At 59.5% G+C, this 16541-nt stretch carries 19 protein-coding genes; 8 read left to right on the top strand and 11 right to left on the bottom strand.

The window, feature by feature from the left end; translation table 11 throughout:
- Positions 1–100: 100 nt before the first annotated feature.
- Positions 101–1312 (top strand): EAL and HDOD domain-containing protein, encoded by a 1212-nt coding sequence (locus GSR16_RS20035; protein WP_159880475.1) that lies wholly within the window; start codon positions 101–103, stop codon positions 1310–1312.
- A 36-nt stretch (positions 1313–1348) separates the two neighbouring features.
- Here the strand turns inward: GSR16_RS20035 and GSR16_RS20030 are convergent, their stop codons facing one another.
- From GSR16_RS20030 to GSR16_RS20020, 3 genes are read right to left on the bottom strand one after another with little or no spacing between them, the layout of a single operon-like run.
- Positions 1349–2959 carry a response regulator gene (locus tag GSR16_RS20030; protein ID WP_159880473.1) on the bottom strand — a complete coding sequence of 537 codons (1611 nt, stop codon included), beginning with the start codon at positions 2957–2959 and terminating at the stop codon, positions 1349–1351.
- Positions 2960–3015: 56 nt separating this feature from the next.
- Positions 3016–4152, bottom strand: coding sequence for a PilT/PilU family type 4a pilus ATPase (locus GSR16_RS20025; RefSeq protein WP_159880471.1), 1137 nt, complete (start codon positions 4150–4152; stop codon positions 3016–3018).
- A gap of 37 nt (positions 4153–4189) precedes the next feature.
- On the bottom strand, positions 4190–5227 hold the full coding sequence (locus GSR16_RS20020; protein WP_159880469.1) for a type IV pilus twitching motility protein PilT: 1038 nt from the start codon (positions 5225–5227) through the stop codon (positions 4190–4192).
- 159 nt (positions 5228–5386) lie between these two features.
- On the opposite strand from GSR16_RS20020, the gene GSR16_RS20015 reads away from it, so the two are divergent.
- The 6 genes from GSR16_RS20015 (at position 5387) to aroG (ending at position 9766) form a co-directional block, all read left to right on the top strand.
- Positions 5387–6082, top strand: a complete 696-nt coding sequence (locus tag GSR16_RS20015; RefSeq protein ID WP_159880467.1) for a YggS family pyridoxal phosphate-dependent enzyme — start codon at positions 5387–5389, stop codon at positions 6080–6082.
- Between the two features lie 64 nt (positions 6083–6146).
- Positions 6147–6950, top strand: coding sequence for a pyrroline-5-carboxylate reductase (gene proC / locus GSR16_RS20010; protein WP_159880465.1), 804 nt, complete (start codon positions 6147–6149; stop codon positions 6948–6950).
- 6 nt (positions 6951–6956) lie between these two features.
- The gene (locus GSR16_RS20005) at positions 6957–7538 is read left to right on the top strand and encodes a YggT family protein (protein ID WP_159880463.1); all 582 of its coding nucleotides are present in this window, start codon (positions 6957–6959) and stop codon (positions 7536–7538) included.
- A 74-nt stretch (positions 7539–7612) separates the two neighbouring features.
- Positions 7613–7918 carry a c-type cytochrome gene (locus tag GSR16_RS20000; RefSeq protein ID WP_089082493.1) on the top strand — a complete coding sequence of 102 codons (306 nt, stop codon included), beginning with the start codon at positions 7613–7615 and terminating at the stop codon, positions 7916–7918.
- Between the two features lie 200 nt (positions 7919–8118).
- Complete coding sequence (gene dksA / locus GSR16_RS19995) at positions 8119–8529, top strand: RNA polymerase-binding protein DksA (protein WP_089082494.1); 411 nt, start codon at positions 8119–8121, stop codon at positions 8527–8529.
- A gap of 160 nt (positions 8530–8689) precedes the next feature.
- On the top strand, positions 8690–9766 hold the full coding sequence (gene aroG / locus GSR16_RS19990) for a 3-deoxy-7-phosphoheptulonate synthase AroG (RefSeq protein ID WP_159880461.1): 1077 nt from the start codon (positions 8690–8692) through the stop codon (positions 9764–9766).
- A gap of 73 nt (positions 9767–9839) precedes the next feature.
- Here aroG and GSR16_RS19985 read toward each other — a convergent pair whose 3' ends face one another.
- Positions 9840–10802 carry a DMT family transporter gene (locus tag GSR16_RS19985; protein WP_159880459.1) on the bottom strand — a complete coding sequence of 321 codons (963 nt, stop codon included), beginning with the start codon at positions 10800–10802 and terminating at the stop codon, positions 9840–9842.
- A 203-nt stretch (positions 10803–11005) separates the two neighbouring features.
- Between GSR16_RS19985 and GSR16_RS19980 the strand changes: the two genes are divergently transcribed.
- The gene (locus GSR16_RS19980; protein ID WP_159880457.1) at positions 11006–11947 is read left to right on the top strand and encodes a LysR substrate-binding domain-containing protein; all 942 of its coding nucleotides are present in this window, start codon (positions 11006–11008) and stop codon (positions 11945–11947) included.
- Here the strand turns inward: GSR16_RS19980 and mobA are convergent.
- From mobA to GSR16_RS19945, 7 genes are all read right to left on the bottom strand, one after another.
- Positions 11895–12476: a molybdenum cofactor guanylyltransferase MobA gene (gene mobA / locus GSR16_RS19975; protein WP_159880455.1), complete on the bottom strand. Its 582-nt coding sequence runs from the start codon at positions 12474–12476 to the stop codon at positions 11895–11897. The genes GSR16_RS19980 and mobA overlap by 53 nt on opposite strands.
- Entirely contained in the window at positions 12476–12934 is a 459-nt protein-coding gene (locus GSR16_RS19970; RefSeq protein ID WP_159880453.1) for a molybdenum cofactor biosynthesis protein MoaE, read from the bottom strand. The genes mobA and GSR16_RS19970 overlap by 1 nt, the downstream gene beginning before the upstream one ends.
- A 1-nt stretch (position 12935) precedes the next feature.
- Positions 12936–13187: a molybdopterin converting factor subunit 1 gene (moaD, locus tag GSR16_RS19965; RefSeq protein WP_089082499.1), complete on the bottom strand. Its 252-nt coding sequence runs from the start codon at positions 13185–13187 to the stop codon at positions 12936–12938.
- Positions 13184–13384, bottom strand: a complete 201-nt coding sequence (locus GSR16_RS19960) for a hypothetical protein (protein ID WP_159880451.1) — start codon at positions 13382–13384, stop codon at positions 13184–13186. The genes moaD and GSR16_RS19960 overlap by 4 nt, the downstream gene beginning before the upstream one ends.
- Positions 13385–13453: 69 nt before the next feature.
- Positions 13454–14518, bottom strand: coding sequence for a class II fructose-bisphosphate aldolase (gene fba, locus GSR16_RS19955; RefSeq protein ID WP_159880449.1), 1065 nt, complete (start codon positions 14516–14518; stop codon positions 13454–13456).
- Between the two features lie 108 nt (positions 14519–14626).
- Positions 14627–15256 carry a LysE family translocator gene (locus tag GSR16_RS19950; protein ID WP_159880447.1) on the bottom strand — a complete coding sequence of 210 codons (630 nt, stop codon included), beginning with the start codon at positions 15254–15256 and terminating at the stop codon, positions 14627–14629.
- 74 nt (positions 15257–15330) lie between these two features.
- Positions 15331–16506: a phosphoglycerate kinase gene (locus GSR16_RS19945; protein WP_159880445.1), complete on the bottom strand. Its 1176-nt coding sequence runs from the start codon at positions 16504–16506 to the stop codon at positions 15331–15333.
- Positions 16507–16541 lie beyond the last annotated feature (35 nt).

The following is a 16541-nucleotide window of genomic DNA, read 5'->3' as shown; positions in this document are numbered from 1 at the left end:
TAATCACCAATGTATTATTGACGGAGTAAAATCCCTGCCAAGCCATCTGCTACGGGCCTACACTGACAATAGTGTCAACGATTTGCCGCCAGGTCCCTTCATGTATTCGACCCGCTATCTTGGGCGACAGCCCATTGTCGATGCCAACCAGCAGTTGGTGGCATACGAACTGTTGTTCCGCTCCAGTCAGGCCAATGTCGCCCGGGTCAACGATGATGTGATGGCCACCACAGCGGTGATCCGCCATGCCTTTGTCGATCTGGGTGTGGGTGAAGTACTGGGAGACCGGCTGGGCTTCATCAATGTCAGTGACACCCTGTTGATGGATGATCTGCTGGACGTTTTGCCCTGCGATAAGGTGGTGCTTGAGATCCTGGAAACGGTCAAGGTAACCCCGGCCTTGCTGGACAGGCTGGCTGATCTGCGCCGCAAGGGCTTCAGGCTGGCGATGGACGATGTCATCGAACTGGATGACGACCGGCGTGCCCTGCTGCCGCTGGTGGATATCATCAAGATCGACCTGGTGGCACTCAGCCTGCTGCAATTGCGTGAGCTGGTGGTGCAGCTGGCCGGTTTCCCCGGCATTCTGCTGGCCGAGAAGGTGGATACGGTGGAGCAGTTTGCGCTGTGCCGCGAACTGGGCATCCAGTGGTTCCAGGGCTATTTCTTTGCCCGGCCTACGGTATTGTCCACCCGCCAGGCCAATGCCAGCCAGCATGCCATGCTCAGCCTGCTGGGCTTGCTGATGAGCGATGCCGACAATGAGGAACTGGCACAGGCACTGAAGCTGGCACCGGATGTGGTGCTGATGCTGATGAAGCTCGGCACTACGGCTTCTGCGGCAACGCGTCGACCGGTATCGTCAGTGCAGGAGGCCATCATGGTGCTGGGGCGGGCCAAGATAAAACGCTGGTCCATGCTGTTGCTGTTTGCCAGCAATGCCACCAATATCGAACCACAGCGCAATCCGCTGCTGGAGCTGGCCGCCACGCGCGGGCGCATCATGGAGCTGCTGGCCGAAGCCTGTTATCCACAGCGGCGCGATGTACAGGACAGCGCCTTCATGATAGGCATGCTGTCACTGGTGGATGTGCTGGTACAGCAGCCCAAGGCCGAGGTGATTGCTGGCTTGCCGGTGGATGACATCCTGAAGGAAGCGGTACTGGAAGGCCGGCATGTGCTGGGCGAATTGTTGCGCGTGACCGAATCGCTGGAGAACGAGGTGGAGCCTCAACTCGCGGGTTACGACCCGGAAATGCTGATGCGGGTGCAGACCCAGGCGCTGGACTGGGTCAACAGCATGTGGAAATGACACTGCCCAGCCCGTGCGGTCCCCAGCCGAACTGATCTAGTCACCATCCTGATCATGCAGCCGGTTAAGAAAGCCCTGTACCCGTTCGTTATCCCTCGGCAGCCAGTCCAGAATCTCATGCAGCATGCGGTCGTATTCGGCCACATCCTGATTTTTCTTGCGCAGTTGCTCCCGAACCCGCAGCAAAATGGCACAGGCGTTCATGCCCGTACGCTCGTTGTACAGGCGCATGGCCATTTCATGCAGCATATGGCCTGCTTCGGCGGCTCGGCCCTCGGTCGTCAGTTCCACGGCCCGGTTGCTTTGCTCCTGCAATTCGGCATAGGCCTGCTCGATCAATTCGCTGCAATGGGGATGCTTGCGGGCAATTTCCTGTAGCGTAGCCAGTTCGTGCCGGCTGTAGGCAAAACGCATGGTGATGGTACGGGTCCAGTTTTCCAGCAGCGACGGGTCTGGCAAGGTTTCTGGCAGGCGTACCACGGCCCCCAGAAAACGCTGGGCCGATTCAAAGTGCACAAAGGGTTTGAGCAGGTCGCCAGCCGCCTGCTTGAGCAAGCCCAGCGCCTCCTCGGCCCGTTGCTGTACCAGCGCGGTCAGTGCCTTGCAGGTGAGCAGGGTGAATTGCGCTTCGGGGCGATCAGCCAGGCTGGCGCTGATTTCGGCTTGCAGACGGTCGATATTCTGGGTATTGCCGGTTTCGGAATAAGCCTGCAGCAAGTCGACCAGTACTTCCGGGCCAAAGAAATTGTTGTTACGCCCTACTTCCACCGCCCGTTGCAGGTATTGTGCACCCTTTTCCGGATCTCCAGAGCGCAGGGCCGCGGTGCCACAGCTTTTCAGACGATGAAAATTGCGTGGTGAAATGCTGACTGCTTTTTCCAGCACATCAACGGCCTGTGCATACTGCCCTTCGTCGATCAGGTTCTGCGCCAGCAAGTCGTAGGCGTCGGTATAAAGCGGTGCATCCTGGATGATTTCCTTGAGCAGCGCGCTGGATTCGCCCTGCATGCCCTGGTCGGCCTGGATGCGCGCCACGCCCATCTTGGCCCAGGGAATCACTTTGCTTTCCAGCAATTCCTGGTAGATGTGCAGCGCCTCGCCCTGGCGGCCTTCGGTCACCAGCAGTTCGGCACACAACCGGTTGGCGTCAATGCGGTTGGCCGTGCCCGGCGCGGCAGCAACCAGCTGCTGCAAGGTGCTGATGGCACCACTGCGGTTGCCCTTCTCCAGTTGTTCGTGGGCCGGGGCCAGAAACTGTTTGCGCTTGTGGGCATTATTCATGCGGGTAAGCAGCAGGTTGGAGTTGAAGGGCTTGAGGATGTAATCATCCGGAGCCATTTCGGCGGCAGCTACCACGCGTTCGTATTTGCGCTCGCCGGTAATCATGATCCAGATGGTGGGTAGCGGTAGCGCCCCGGTTTTACGCAGTGCTTCCAGCAATTCCTGGCCGTCCATACCGTCGCCCAGGTTGTAGTCGCACAGCACGACATCAAAGCGCCGCCCTTTGAGCCTGGCGCGCCCTTCGGCAGCGCTGCTGACTGCATCGGAGCGGGTAATGCCAGCCATGGACAGCATGGTACGCAGGCCCTGACGTACGGTAAGCGAATCCTCGATGATGAGGACAGTCGTGTTTTCGTCGAAGTACATCTGTTATTTTCCAGTCGCCCGTGCAGGTGGCTCAGCCTGGGCGTAATGCCACCGGCTCAGACGATGTTCAGATGGTCGATGCCATCCAGCGGGTCGCGTCCTTTCGAGCTCTCGCTGTATAGCTTGATCTTCAGGCGCAGGTCGTTGATGGAGTCGGCATTGCGCAGCGCATCTTCGTAACTGATGTAGCCGGCTTCGAACAGGTCGAACAGCGACTGGTCGAAGGTTTGCATGCCGGACTCGCGTGCACGGCTCATCACTTCCTTCAGGCTGGCAATTTCGCCCTTGAAGATCATGTCGGAAATCAACGGCGTATTGAGCATGATTTCCACCGCAGCCACCCGTCCGCGCCCGGTCTTGATTGGCAGCAGGCGCTGCGAAATGATGGAGCGCATGTTCAGCGACAAGTCCATCAGCACCTGCTGGTGGCGTTCTTCCGGGAAGAAGTTAAGGATGCGGTCCAGCGCCTGGTTGGCATTGTTGGCGTGCAGTGTGGCCAGGCACAGGTGGCCGGTTTCGGCGAACTGCAGCGCATAGCCCATGGTTTCCCGGTCGCGGATTTCCCCCATCAGGATCACATCCGGGGCCTGGCGCAGGGTATTTTTCAGGGCAACTTCCCAGTCTTCGGTATCCACGCCTACTTCGCGCTGGGTGACAATCGACTTCTTGTGCTGATGCACGTATTCGATCGGGTCCTCGATGGTGATGATGTGGTCCTGGTTATGGCTGTTGCGCCAGTCAACCAGAGCTGCCAGTGAGGTGGATTTGCCCGAGCCGGTACCACCAACGAAAATCACCAGCCCGCGCTTGATCAGCGCAATGTCCTGTAATACCTCGGGCAGGTTCAGCTTGTCGAAGGTGGGAATCTCGGTATTGATCTTGCGCAGTACCATGCCGGCACAGCCCTGCTGGATGAAGGCGCTGACCCGGAAACGCCCGATGCCCGGTGGGTTGATGGCGAAATTGGCCTCTTTCTTCGATTCGAACTCTTCCGTCTGGCGGTCGTTCATCACCGAGCGCACCAGCTCCTTGGTGTGCTGTGCCGACAGCGGCTGAGGCGCTACCGGGGTGATCTTGCCGTCGATTTTCATTGCCGGCGGGAATTCGGCTGAAATGAAAATATCAGACGCGTTTTTACCGACTGCATGTTTGAGCAAGTCGTGAATGAATTTTGATGCCTGGTCTTTTTCCATGATGGCCATCCGAGCGGGCTAGCGTGCCTGCTTTAGTTTAGAACGCATCCTTGGACGCTGCTTTCTGGCGTGCTTCGTTTGGCGCAACAATATTGCGCCGTACCAGCTCCTGCAGACACTGGTCCAGCGTTTGCATGCCGTGTTGCTGGCCGGTCTGGATCATTGAGTTGATCTGGGCAATTTTGTTTTCGCGAATCAGGTTGCGGATGGCCGGTGTCCCGATCATGATTTCATGTGCCGCCACCCGACCATTGCCGTCCTTGGTTTTCAGCAGGGTCTGGGAGATGACTGCGCGTACCGATTCGGACAGCATCGAACGTACCATTTCCTTTTCCCCGGCCGGGAACACATCGACGATACGGTCGATGGTCTTTGCCGCAGAACTGGTGTGCAGGGTGCCGAATACCAGATGGCCGGTTTCAGCTGCCGTCAGCGCCAGGCGGATGGTTTCCAGATCGCGCAATTCACCCACCAGGATTACATCCGGGTCTTCACGCAGTGCCGAACGCAGGGCATTGGAGAAGCTGTGGGTCTGCAGGCCAAGCTCGCGCTGGTTGATTAGCGATTTCTTGCTTTCGTGCACGAATTCGATCGGGTCTTCCACCGTCAGGATGTGCGAATAATTGTTTTCGTTGACAAAATCCACCATCGCCGCCAGCGTGGTGGATTTACCGGAACCGGTCGGGCCGGTAACCAGCACCAGGCCGCGCGGGTAGCTGGAAATATCCTGGAAAATCTTGGGTGCCCCCAGTTGCTCCAGCGTCAGCACCTTGGACGGAATCACACGGAATACCGCGCCCATGCCGCGGTTCTGCACGAAAGCATTTACCCGGAAACGGGCTATGCCGGGTAATTCAAAGGAAAAATCGCATTCGAATTCGTCTTCGAAAATCTTGCGCTGATAGTCATTCATGATGTCGTACACCATATCGTGCACATCATGGTGATCCAGCGGCGGCAGGTTGATGCGACGAACATCGCCGTGAACCCGGATCATCGGTGGCAGACCTGCGGACAGGTGAAGGTCAGATGCCTTGTTCTTGACGGTAAAGGCCAAGAGCTCGGAAATTTCCATTTATAATTTCTCCACGATTACCCGGCAGCGGGCATGACGCTAACGTTTTTTTGCGATTGTAAGCGCAAGCCGTTGCAAAAGGATATGTAGATAGCAATAGAGGCAGCAGTCCTGCCATTTTCGTTGTAGAGAGCGCCCGGCTGCGCCACAAGGAGCAATATGAGCGATTCCATCGCACAGGCCATTACCGATGTCTGCCAGCGCATCCGTGCCGCCGAAACCGCTGCAGGCCGGCAAACCGGCAGCGTGCGTCTGCTGGCGGTCAGTAAGACTTTTCCTGCCAGTGCCGTGCAGGAAGCTTATGCCACTGGCCAGCGTGCCTTTGGCGAAAACTATGTGCAGGAGCTGCAGGCCAAGGCTGCGGCCCTTGCTGGGCTGGATATCGAGTGGCATTTCATTGGTCCGCTGCAGTCCAACAAAACCCGTATCGTGGCAGAAAATGCCCATTGGGTGCACTCCATCGAACGGTTGAAGATTGCACAGCGCCTGTCCGAGCAGCGTCCGGCAACACTGCCGCCCCTGCAGGTTTGTGTGCAAGTGAATGTGTCCGGTGAGGACAGCAAGAGCGGCTGCGCACCTGCCGAAGCCAGGGCGCTGGCCCAGGCGGTGGCGGCACTGCCGAATCTGCAGCTGCGAGGCCTCATGTGCATTCCCGAGCCAACCGACGACAGGGAAAAGCTGGCGGGCCAGTTTGCCCTATTGCGTCAGTTGCAGGATGAATTGCGCGAAGACGGTCTCGCATTGGATACTGTATCCATGGGAATGTCTTCCGACATGGCGCAAGCCATCGCGGCAGGCAGCACCATGGTGCGGGTAGGCACTGCCATTTTCGGTGCCCGCCACTATCATGCATAACATCAGCAACCGGGCAGCAGGACTGTCCGGGCATGGCAATAGAGATCAAGAGGAAAAACAGGCAATGCAGATTACCTTCATCGGCGGCGGCAACATGGCTACGGCCATCATCGGCGGACTCCATCAGCAAGGCGGCCATCGTATTCATGTGGTGGACCCCAACACCACCAAGCTGGCGGAATTGAGCCGTGATTTTGGCGTGACAACAGCCAGCGACCTGCCGGAGCAACTGTCGGCGGATGATATCGTGCTGCTGGCCGTCAAGCCGCAACAGCTGAAAGATGTCTGCCAGGCGCTGGCACCACGGCTGAATGGCGGCATGGCATTGTCGATTGCCGCCGGCATCCGTTGTGATGCCATGGCACGCTGGCTGAGCAGCGAACGTATTGTGCGCGTGATGCCCAATACCCCGGCCATGGTGGGCAAGGGCGTATCCGGCTTGTATGCTGGCAGTGGCGTCAGCGCGGAAGACCGCAGCAATGCCGAAACCATCATGCAGGCTGCCGGTATCACGGTATGGCTGGACAAGGAAGAAGGCATAGACGACATTACCTGCGTTTCCGGCAGTGGCCCGGCCTATGTGTTCTACTTTATCGAAAGCATGATCGAAGCCGCCGAACAGGCCGGCTTTGCTGCCGACGAAGCACGCCGGCTGGTACTGGCCACCTTTGATGGTGCAGTGGAGCTGGCACGCCAGAGCACGCTGCCGGTAGCCACCCTGCGTACCAACGTGATGTCCAAGGGCGGCACCACCGAACGTGCCATCGCCCGTTTTGAAGCCGAAGGCGTCAAGGCTGCCATCATTGCGGGTGCCATGGATTGCCGTGACCGCTCCATCGAAATGGGTCAACAACTCAGTCAGGATTAAAGCTTCATGTTTCTGGAAACCGTGCAATTTTTGATCAAGACCATCGCCGACCTGTTTGTACTGGTTCTGCTGTTGCGCTTTTACCTGCAAGTGGCCCGGGCGCCGTTCAAGCACCCCTTGTGCCAGTTTGTCATGGCCGCCACCAATTTTGCTGTGCTGCCGCTGCGCAAGCTGGTGCCATCGCTGCGCGGTTATGACAGCGCCACCATGCTGCTGGCCTGGCTGGTAAGCATGGTTTCCAGCGTCATCATCCTGTCGCTCAATCCGATGTACAGCCTGGCAGCACCAGAAACCTGGCTGGCACTCACCCTGCTGGCTGTGCTGGATGTGTTCAAGCAGTCGCTTACCCTGTTGATGGGGGCGGTTATTGTGCAGGCTGTCATGAGCTGGGTGAATCCGTACAATCCGCTCAGCCCGATTCTGGATGCGCTCACTCGCCCCTTCCTCCGTCCCTTCCGCCGCGCCACGGTGGGCGGGGTCGACCTGTCACCGCTGATCCTCTTCCTGATCATTCAGGTCATCCTGATGCTGCCGGTCCAGTTTCTGGAGAGCAGCTTCTTGATGCAACTCAAAGTGGTGATGCAGTAAATGTGTTTATTTGTCAGGCTCTGTTATATCTGAAAAGATGTAGAGACATTTCCTCAATGATCTGGAGAATCGTGATGAAGAAAATGCTGCTTGCTGCCCTGCTGCTGGGTACTGTTGCTGCACCTGCCATGGCTAACCTGCAACTGGCACAAAAGAACAATTGCCTGTCCTGTCACGCGGTAGACCACAAGGTGGTGGGTCCGGCTTACAAGGATGTGGCCAAGAAGTACGCTGGTGACAAAGGTGCCGAAGCCAAGCTGATCGCCAAGGTAAAAGCAGGTGGTTCCGGTGTGTGGGGCCCGATCCCGATGCCGCCGAACGCTCAGGTCAGTGACGCCGACGTCAAGACTCTGGTGAAGTGGATTCTGTCGCAGAAATAAGTGCGGATTGCAGTTCCAAGGCGGCTTCGGCCGCCTTTTTCATGTGACAAGCTTGTTACCCGCCGCGATTGGCGCTATACCAAGTGTCAGCAGCGGGGCGAGCCGGAGAAGGGAATTGTAGCTGGCAGTTGCACAAATCCGATACCGTGGGTAATCTTCTTCGCCTGTCTGCCAACTCTCATGCTGGAAGCACCAAAATTATGGCCAAGCTGACCGAACAAGATATTCTCAACTGGGAAGGCGATGATTACATGAACGCCGACCATCTTGAGTTCTTCAAAGACCGGTTGTTGCAGATGCAGCAGGAGTTGTTGATCAACGCCAATGCCACTGCCAACCATCTGCAAGAGCAGGAAGCCACCCCGGATCCTGCCGATCGCGCCACGCTGGAAGAAGAATATGCGCTGGAATTGCGCACCCGTGACCGCGAGCGCAAGCTGCTGCAGAAGATTCAGGCCTCGATCCGTCAGATTGACGATGGCTCCTACGGCTATTGCGAAGACACTGGCGAACCCATTGGCCTGCGCCGCCTGATGGCACGTCCGACAGCCACCCTGTCGGTGGAAGCCCAGGAGCGCCGTGAACGGATGAAGCGCCAATACGCAGACTGAGCCAGCGCGACATTCTGCCCTGACAAAGCGTCATCGCCTTGCGATGGCGCTTTTTGTTTTTTTGCCTGTGCATGCCACTCACACAAGGGCTTGTCGGCCATGGCTGGTACGGGTATCTTGCTGCTATGCAAGGTAAAAACGATATCAGCTAGGGACAAACATGCAACGCCAGACCGACGACGTCAGAATCAACGAAATCAAGGAATTACTGCCTCCGATTGCCCATCTGTACGAACTGCCCATCACCGAAACCGCTTCCGAAGTCATCTACACCACCCGCAAGGACATTGCCGCCCTGCTGCGTGGTGAGGATGATCGCCTGCTGGTGGTGATCGGCCCCTGTTCGATTCACGATACCGATGCCGCCATCGAGTACGCGCGCAAGCTCTCCACGCTGCGCAACAGTCTGGCTGGCGAGTTGGTGGTGGTGATGCGTGTGTACTTTGAAAAGCCGCGCACCACCGTGGGCTGGAAGGGTCTGATCAACGACCCGCACCTGAACGAATCCTACGATATCAATACCGGCCTGCGCCTGGCGCGCCGTCTGCTGCTCACGCTCAACGACATGGGCATTCCGGCGGCAACCGAATTCCTCGACATGATCACCCCGCAATATTTTGCCGACCTGATCAGTTGGGGTGCCATTGGCGCACGTACCACCGAAAGCCAGGTTCACCGCGAACTGGCTTCCGGTCTGTCCTGCCCGGTGGGTTTCAAGAACGGTACTGACGGCAACCTGAAAATTGCCGTGGATGCCATCCGCTCGGCCAGCGTGTCGCACCACTTCCTGTCGGTTACCAAGACCGGTCATTCCGCCATTGTGTCCACCGGCGGCAATCCGGATTGCCATGTCATCCTGCGTGGTGGCAAGGAACCCAACTACTCGGCCGAGCATGTACGCGCCGCCGCTGCCGAACTGGCGGCCGTGGGCCTGCCGCAAAAGCTGATGGTGGATTTCAGCCATGCCAACAGCCGCAAGGACTACCGTCGCCAGATGGAAGTGGCGGACGACGTGGCTGGCCAACTGGCAGCCGGAGATCAGCATATCTTTGGCGTGATGGTGGAAAGCCATCTGGCAGAAGGCCGTCAGGACTTGAAGCCGGGCTGCGAGCTGAAATACGGTCAGAGCATCACCGATGCCTGTATCGGTTGGGATGACACCGAGAAGCTGCTTACCACCTTGGCCGATGCGGTCAAGGCACGCCGTGCCAAACTGGGCACGGTTGGTGGCAAATAAGCTCTCTTGCATCCGATATGAAAAACGCTGCCCTCGGCAGCGTTTTTTTATGACCAGCACCAAGTGGCAAGCTTTAGCCGCCTTGCAGGACCACTTCCGTTGCCGGTTCGTCCGGAGCGGCATGCCGCCGTACCGCCCAGGCCACCCCGCCAAGCAACAGCAGCATGGAGGCCAGTTCCAGCGGTCGCGGCCAGCGTTGCAGCCAGGCAAAGCCATACAGCAAGGCAAACAGCGTTTCAAACACGATCAGCTGTCCGGACAGCGTGGGTGGCAGACGGCGGGCGGCGGCATACCACAGTGCATTGGCCAGCCAGGAACCGCCGAGCGCACACGCGGCAGCAGCCAGCCAGAACAGCTGCCACTGCCCGTTGCTGACGGCATGGCTGACCATGGGCAACCCCAGCCCCTTGCCAACCAGCCACAACACACCGCCCATGATCCCGGTCACCATGCCCAGCAGGCAGGACCACTCATGACTGTCAAAACAGGGACGTTGGCGCAGATAGCGGGCGTTGCTGGCAGCAAACCAGCTCCAGCTGGCCAGCGCACCCAGTGCGGCCAGCACGCCGAGTACACGGTCCAGCAGGGAGGCATCGCTGGGCCGGCTCAGGGCAAAGGTGTCGATATTGATGCAGACAATGCCGGCCAGCACCATGGCCAGCGGCCAGGCCAGCTGGCGCAAGGATAGTGCGCCTTCATCCTTCAGCCCCAGCAGGGTAATGGTGACCGGCAGCACACCGACAATCAGCGAGGCGGGAGCAATGCCGACCAGCTGGATGGCGGCTGCCAGCAGAATGAAATACAGCAGATTGCCGACCAGTGACAGTACGGTCAGCATGAGCAGGTCCCGGCTTTGCAGCTTGGCCCGTATCCGCCCGGCCAGCGGCAGTGCCAGCAGCAAGGAGATGACGCCATACAGCGTGAAGCGAACCGCGCTGAGCAGCCAGGGGCTGAAGGCCGGCATGACCTGCGGCACCATCAGCACCATGCCCCATACCGCACCGGCCAGGCCGGCATAACTGACTCCGCGTTTCATTTTGCATCTTCCCTGCGCAACTGATGATGACCCAAGGCTACGTGCTGGCAGGGCGGGCCGACAAAGGATATCTCGGCATTCACGCATTCCTCATAGGAATGGCATGTTTTGCGTAGGGCTTGCCCGGGTTAATATCATGCTTCAATACAAGATGCTGAACGGGAATGTCAGCCCGGCAGCAGTGATGATGGGGACGCAAATACATGAGCCGGTATCTGAAGAATCTGCCGCCGCTGGAAAGCCTGATCCACTTCGAGGCAGTACTGCGCAATGGCAGTTTCACCAAGGCGGCCACCGAACTGTGTGTGACGCAAAGTGCGGTGAGCAAGCAGATTCGCGCGCTGGAAGACTGGCTCAAGCTGCCGCTGTTCGAGCGGCTGGTGCGCGGCATCCAGCCTACCCCGGCCGGGCTGGCCTTGCAGCGCGAGGTCGGCCCCATGCTGCAATCGCTGTTGCGCAGCGTGGTGCGGCTGCAGGCCGAGCACAACCGCCATACCCTTACCGTGAATTGCACCCATGCGGTGGCGCAGTTCTGGCTGTTTCCCCGGCTGGTGGCCTTCAGTCAGCAGCACCCCGACATTACGGTGAATATTCATGCCAGCAACAGCATGGATGAAGCCAGCGTGGCCGAATACGACTTTGCCATTTTCTATGGCGATGGTCAGTGGAGCTCGCTGGCGGCCGAGCCACTGTTTCCCGAAGTGGTATACCCGGTGTACAGCGCGCAGCTTGATTACCCTGCCATCACGCAGGTGGAGCAGCTAGCTGAGCTGCCGCTGATCCAGCTGGATTCATCGGCCTGGAATTGCATCAACTGGCATGACTGGTTTGGCCACTTCGGCCTGGCTTATACCGCGCCGGAGCGGGTGCCGATGTTCAATCAGGTGACGCTGGCCTTCAATGCCGTGTTGCAAAGAATGGGCATCGGACTGGGCTGGGAGTTCATGGCGCATGATCTGCTGCAGCAAGGCGTGCTCAAGCGGCTGGGGCCGTTTGCCTTTGTCAGCGGCAAGGTGGATTTCCTGGTCCACCCGCGCCACAAATCATTGAGCGACAATGCCCGTCTGTTCAAAAGCTGGCTGCTGGACAGTGTCAGTCAACCGGCCACTGCTGCGCCAGCGCTGCTACCGCCTCCAGGGTATTGAGATTGGCAAAGGGCTGGTCAAACTGCACGGTTACATGTTGCAGGCCGGCCAGCCAGCCGCGGATGGAACGACCGCCGCCGTCCAGGTAGGCCTGCAGTAAGGGCAGCAGGCCTGCTTGCAGCGCCAGCAGGCTGGGATGCCATTGCGCGCTATCGCTGGCGCTGACTGCCTGTTGCCCCGGCAAGGCTGCCAGCAGGCGTGCGGCAAAGTCGGTGGGCAGACACACGGCATCGCATGGCAGCATCAGCAGGATGGCATCCGGTGCCGCCTGCATGCCACTGAGCAAGCCCGCCAGTGGGCCGGGGAAATCGCGCAGACTGTCTGGCAATACCGGATGACCGTAAGCGGCGTAGGCATCCAGATTGCGGTTGGCCGAAATCAGGATTCGTGTCGGTGGCTGGCTTTGCGCGGTGAGGCTGTGCAGGGTGCGGGCAATCAGCGGCTGACCGGCCAGTTCCACCAGGCCCTTGTCCACCCCGCCCATGCGGCTAGCCTGGCCGCCGGCCAGAATCAGTGCGGTGTAAGGCATCACTGCCAGCGCCCGGCGGCACTCTGGTCGCTGGCCTTGGCTTCCACCCAGTAACTGCTGCCATCCTGCTGGATTTCCTTTTTCCAGAATGGCGCTTCGGTCTTGAGGAAGTCCATCAGGAATTCCGCCGCGGCAAAGGCATCCTTGCGATGGCTGCTGGCGGTGACCACCAGCACGATGGCCTCGCCCAGCGGCAAATGACCCACGCGGTGGATGATAGTTGCTGCCTGTAGCTGCCAGCGTTCCCGCGCTTGCTGGATGATGGCGTGCAGTGTGTTTTCCGTCATACCCGGGTAATGCTCCAGCTCCAGGGCGGCAATGTCCTGACGGTCGCCATAGTCGCGTACCAGGCCGCTGAAACTCACCACGGCACCGCAGGCCGGGTTGGCCGACAGGCGGGCGATTTCCGCGCCGCAATCAAACACTTCATGCTGGATCCGCACCGTAAATGGCTGCATGTCAGCCCCCGGTAACCGGCGGGAAGATGGCCACTTCGTCCCCGTCGCTCAGCGTGGCATCCAGCCGTACCAGTTCCTGGTTGCGCGCCACCCGGAAGGCTTTGCCAGCCGCCAGTTCGCTGCTCCAGTTGCCGCCGCGCTGGCGCAATTCGGTAAGCAGCTCGTCCACGCTGCTGGCCTCGGTTTCCAACTGTTCATTACCCATGCCGAAGCTGTCTTTCAGGCGGGCAAAATACAGGATGTCGAGTTTCATGGTTGGTCCTTGGTGCGCTTGTCGTTGTTGCCATGGCCCAGCAGCATGATCCACAGGTGAAAACCCAGCCCGAGTAGTGGAATCACTGCCAGCAGAATGACGAAAAACCATTCGAGGGGAGATAACAGTTCGCTCATCATTGCAGTGTAAGCAATGGTGTGGCTTGCGCCAATGCTGCTGATGGGGGAGGCCGGCATGCGGCGGCTGGCGGATGGACATGAAAAAGCCCGCTGCAGGAGCGGGCTGATGGCAGAATGGAGGGACGCTTACTTGACGATTTGCGCCAGCTGGCCCTTCAGATACAGATTGGCCATGGTGTCCAGATTGATGGCCTTGATCTTGCTGGCCTGACCGCAGGCACCGAAGGCTTCGTAGCGGGCGATGCAGATGTCGCGCATGGCATCGGTGGAGGCCTTCAGGTATTTGCGCGGATCGAATTCCTTCGGATTCTGCGCCATGAAGCGGCGGATGGCACCGGTGGAGGCCAGACGCAGGTCGGTGTCGATATTCACCTTGCGCACGCCGTGCTTGATGCCTTCCACGATTTCTTCCACCGGCACGCCATAGGTTTCGCCCAGCTCACCACCGAATTCGTTGATGATCTGCAGCCATTCCTGCGGTACCGAAGAGGAACCGTGCATCACCAGATGGGTGTTGGGGATGCGGGCGTGGATTTCCTTGATGCGGTCGATGCGCAGCACGTCGCCGGTGGGCTTCTTGCTGAACTTGTACGCGCCGTGGCTGGTGCCGATGGCAATGGCCAGGGCATCCACACCGGTGTCCTTGACGAAGCGGGCGGCTTCTTCCGGGTCGGTCAGCAGCTGGCTGTGGTCCAGCACGCCTTCGGCACCCACGCCGTCTTCTTCGCCGGCCATGCCGGTTTCCAGGCTGCCCAGGCAGCCGATTTCACCTTCTACCGACACGCCACATGCGTGCGAGAAGTTCACCACGGTGCGGGTCACGTCCACGTTGTAGTCGTAGTTGGCCGGGGTCTTGCCGTCGCTTTTCAGCGAGCCGTCCATCATCACGGAAGAGAAACCCAGCTGGATGGAGCGCTGGCATACGTCCGGGCTGGTGCCGTGGTCCTGGTGCATCACCACCGGGATATGCGGGAATTCTTCCACGGCGGCCAGGATCATGTGACGCAGGAAGGGTGCGCCGGCGTATTTGCGGGCACCGGCGGAAGCCTGCACGATGACCGGTGCGTCGCACTTGTCAGCGGCTTCCATGATGGCGCGCATCTGTTCCAGGTTGTTGACGTTGAAAGCCGGCAGGCCGTAGCTGAATTCGGCTGCATGGTCCAGCAGCTGACGCATGGAAACGAGTGCCATGAAAATCTCCTCAAATCATGCCGCGGTTTGGCGGCATGGGTTTCAAATCGGGGACTGCCATCTGTGGTACAGCGGCAGTCCAATTACGCATGCGGTGGTGCAAGCCGCCTAGTGGCGGGACACGCCGGACAACAACAGGCCGGCACCGACAAAGGCCCCGCCGGATACCTGGTTCACCAGTTTCAGGCGACGAGCGCTGTTGAGCCAGCCTGCCAGGCGGGCGCCACCACTGGCATAGACAAACTGCCAGGAGGCTTCAATCACGTAAAACGTGGCCGCCAGAATGGCCAGCTGCGGCCCCTGCGGCAGCCGCGCGTCCATGAACTGCGGGAACAGCGCAGTAAAAAAGATGAAGGCCTTGGGATTGCTCATCGACACCAGAAAGCCGGTGCGGAACATCATCCCGGGGGTATGACTCTTGCTGCTATCTTCGGCCACTTCCGTTACCGGTTGCGGCGTGGCACGCCAGGTTCTGATGCCAAGATAGATCAGATAGGCGGCACCGGCGTATTTTACTATGGAAAACAGTTGTTCCGATGTCGCCAGCAAGGCTCCCAGGCCGGCTGCCGAGCCCAGCATGATGATGCCAAGGCCGGTCATCAGCCCCAGGCAGGTCACGGCGGTGCGGCGCACGCCATGGTGAATGCCATGGGTCATGGCTAGCAGCATGTTGGGGCCGGGCGTGGCGGAAACAAAAAACACGGTGGTGACAAACAGCAACCAGGTATTCAACGGCATGGCAGTACTCCGGCAAGGGTGGGGAGAATGGCACGCCGGGCGTGCCATTCACTTGCATGTGGTGATGACTGCGATCAGGCGGCGCGTTCGCTCAGAATGGCCACTGCCGGCAGGGTCTTGCCTTCCAGGAATTCCAGGAAAGCGCCACCACCGGTGGAGATATAGCTGATGTCATCGGTAATGCCGTACTTGGCAATCGCCGCCAGCGTGTCACCGCCGCCGGCAATGGAGAAGGCCGGCGACTGGGCGATGGCCTGCGCCAGGGTCTTGGTGCCGTTACCGAACTGGTCGAACTCGAACACACCGACCGGGCCGTTCCATACCACGGTACCGGCCTTGGCGATGATGGCCGCCAGTTCGGCGGCGGAATCGGGGCCGATGTCCAGAATCATGTCGTCAGCGCCCACCTCGGCCACCGGCTTGGTGGTGGCAGCGGCGGTTTCGGCAAATTCGGTGGCGCATACCACGTCGCTGGGCAGCGGTACATCACCGCCACGGGCGCGGATTTTGGCAATCACCTTCTTGGCTTCCTCTACCAGATCGGCTTCGGCCAGCGATTTGCCGATGTTCTTGCCTTCGGCCAGCAAGAAGGTGTTGGCAATGCCGCCGCCCACGATCAGCTGGTCCACCTTGTCGGCCAGCGATTCCAGAATGGTCAGCTTGGTGGAAACCTTGGAGCCGGCCACAATGGCTACCAGCGGACGTGCCGGGGCCAGCAGGGCCTTGCCCAGCGCGTCCAGCTCGGCAGCCAGCAGGATGCCGGCGCAGGCGGTGGGAGCAAACTGGGCCACGGCGTGGGTGGAGGCTTCGGCGCGGTGTGCGGTGCCAAAGGCATCGTTGACGAACACATCGCACAGGCTGGCATAGGCCTGGCCCAGCTCGGCATTGTTCTTCTTCTCGCCCTTGTTCAGGCGCACGTTTTCCAGCATCACCACTTCGCCGGCGGCTACGCTGAGGCCGGCCTGCCAGTCGGCAACCAGACGTACCGGCTTGCCCAGCAGGGCGGACAGGCGTTCCACCACCGGAGCCAGGCTGTCTTCCGGCTTGGGTTCGCCTTCGGTCGGACGGCCCAGGTGGGTCATCAGGATGACGCCGGCACCGGCGTTCAGGCTGTGTTCGATGGACGGCAGGCTGGCGCGGATGCGGGTGTCGTCGCCGATCACGCCATTTTTCACCGGCACGTTCATGTCAACACGGATCAGTACGCGTTTGCCGGCCAGGTCCAGCTCGGTCAGTTTGTTGAATTTCATCGGTGGCTCGCTTTTATCTGTTGAATGCGATTGGC

Origin of the sequence: Aquitalea denitrificans (genome assembly GCF_009856625.1) — a bacterium.
Taxonomy (GTDB): Bacteria; Pseudomonadota; Gammaproteobacteria; order Burkholderiales; family Chromobacteriaceae; genus Aquitalea; species Aquitalea denitrificans.
The sequence above is the reverse complement of the archived record's forward strand: the minus strand, read 5'-3'. Positions and strand labels throughout refer to the sequence as shown.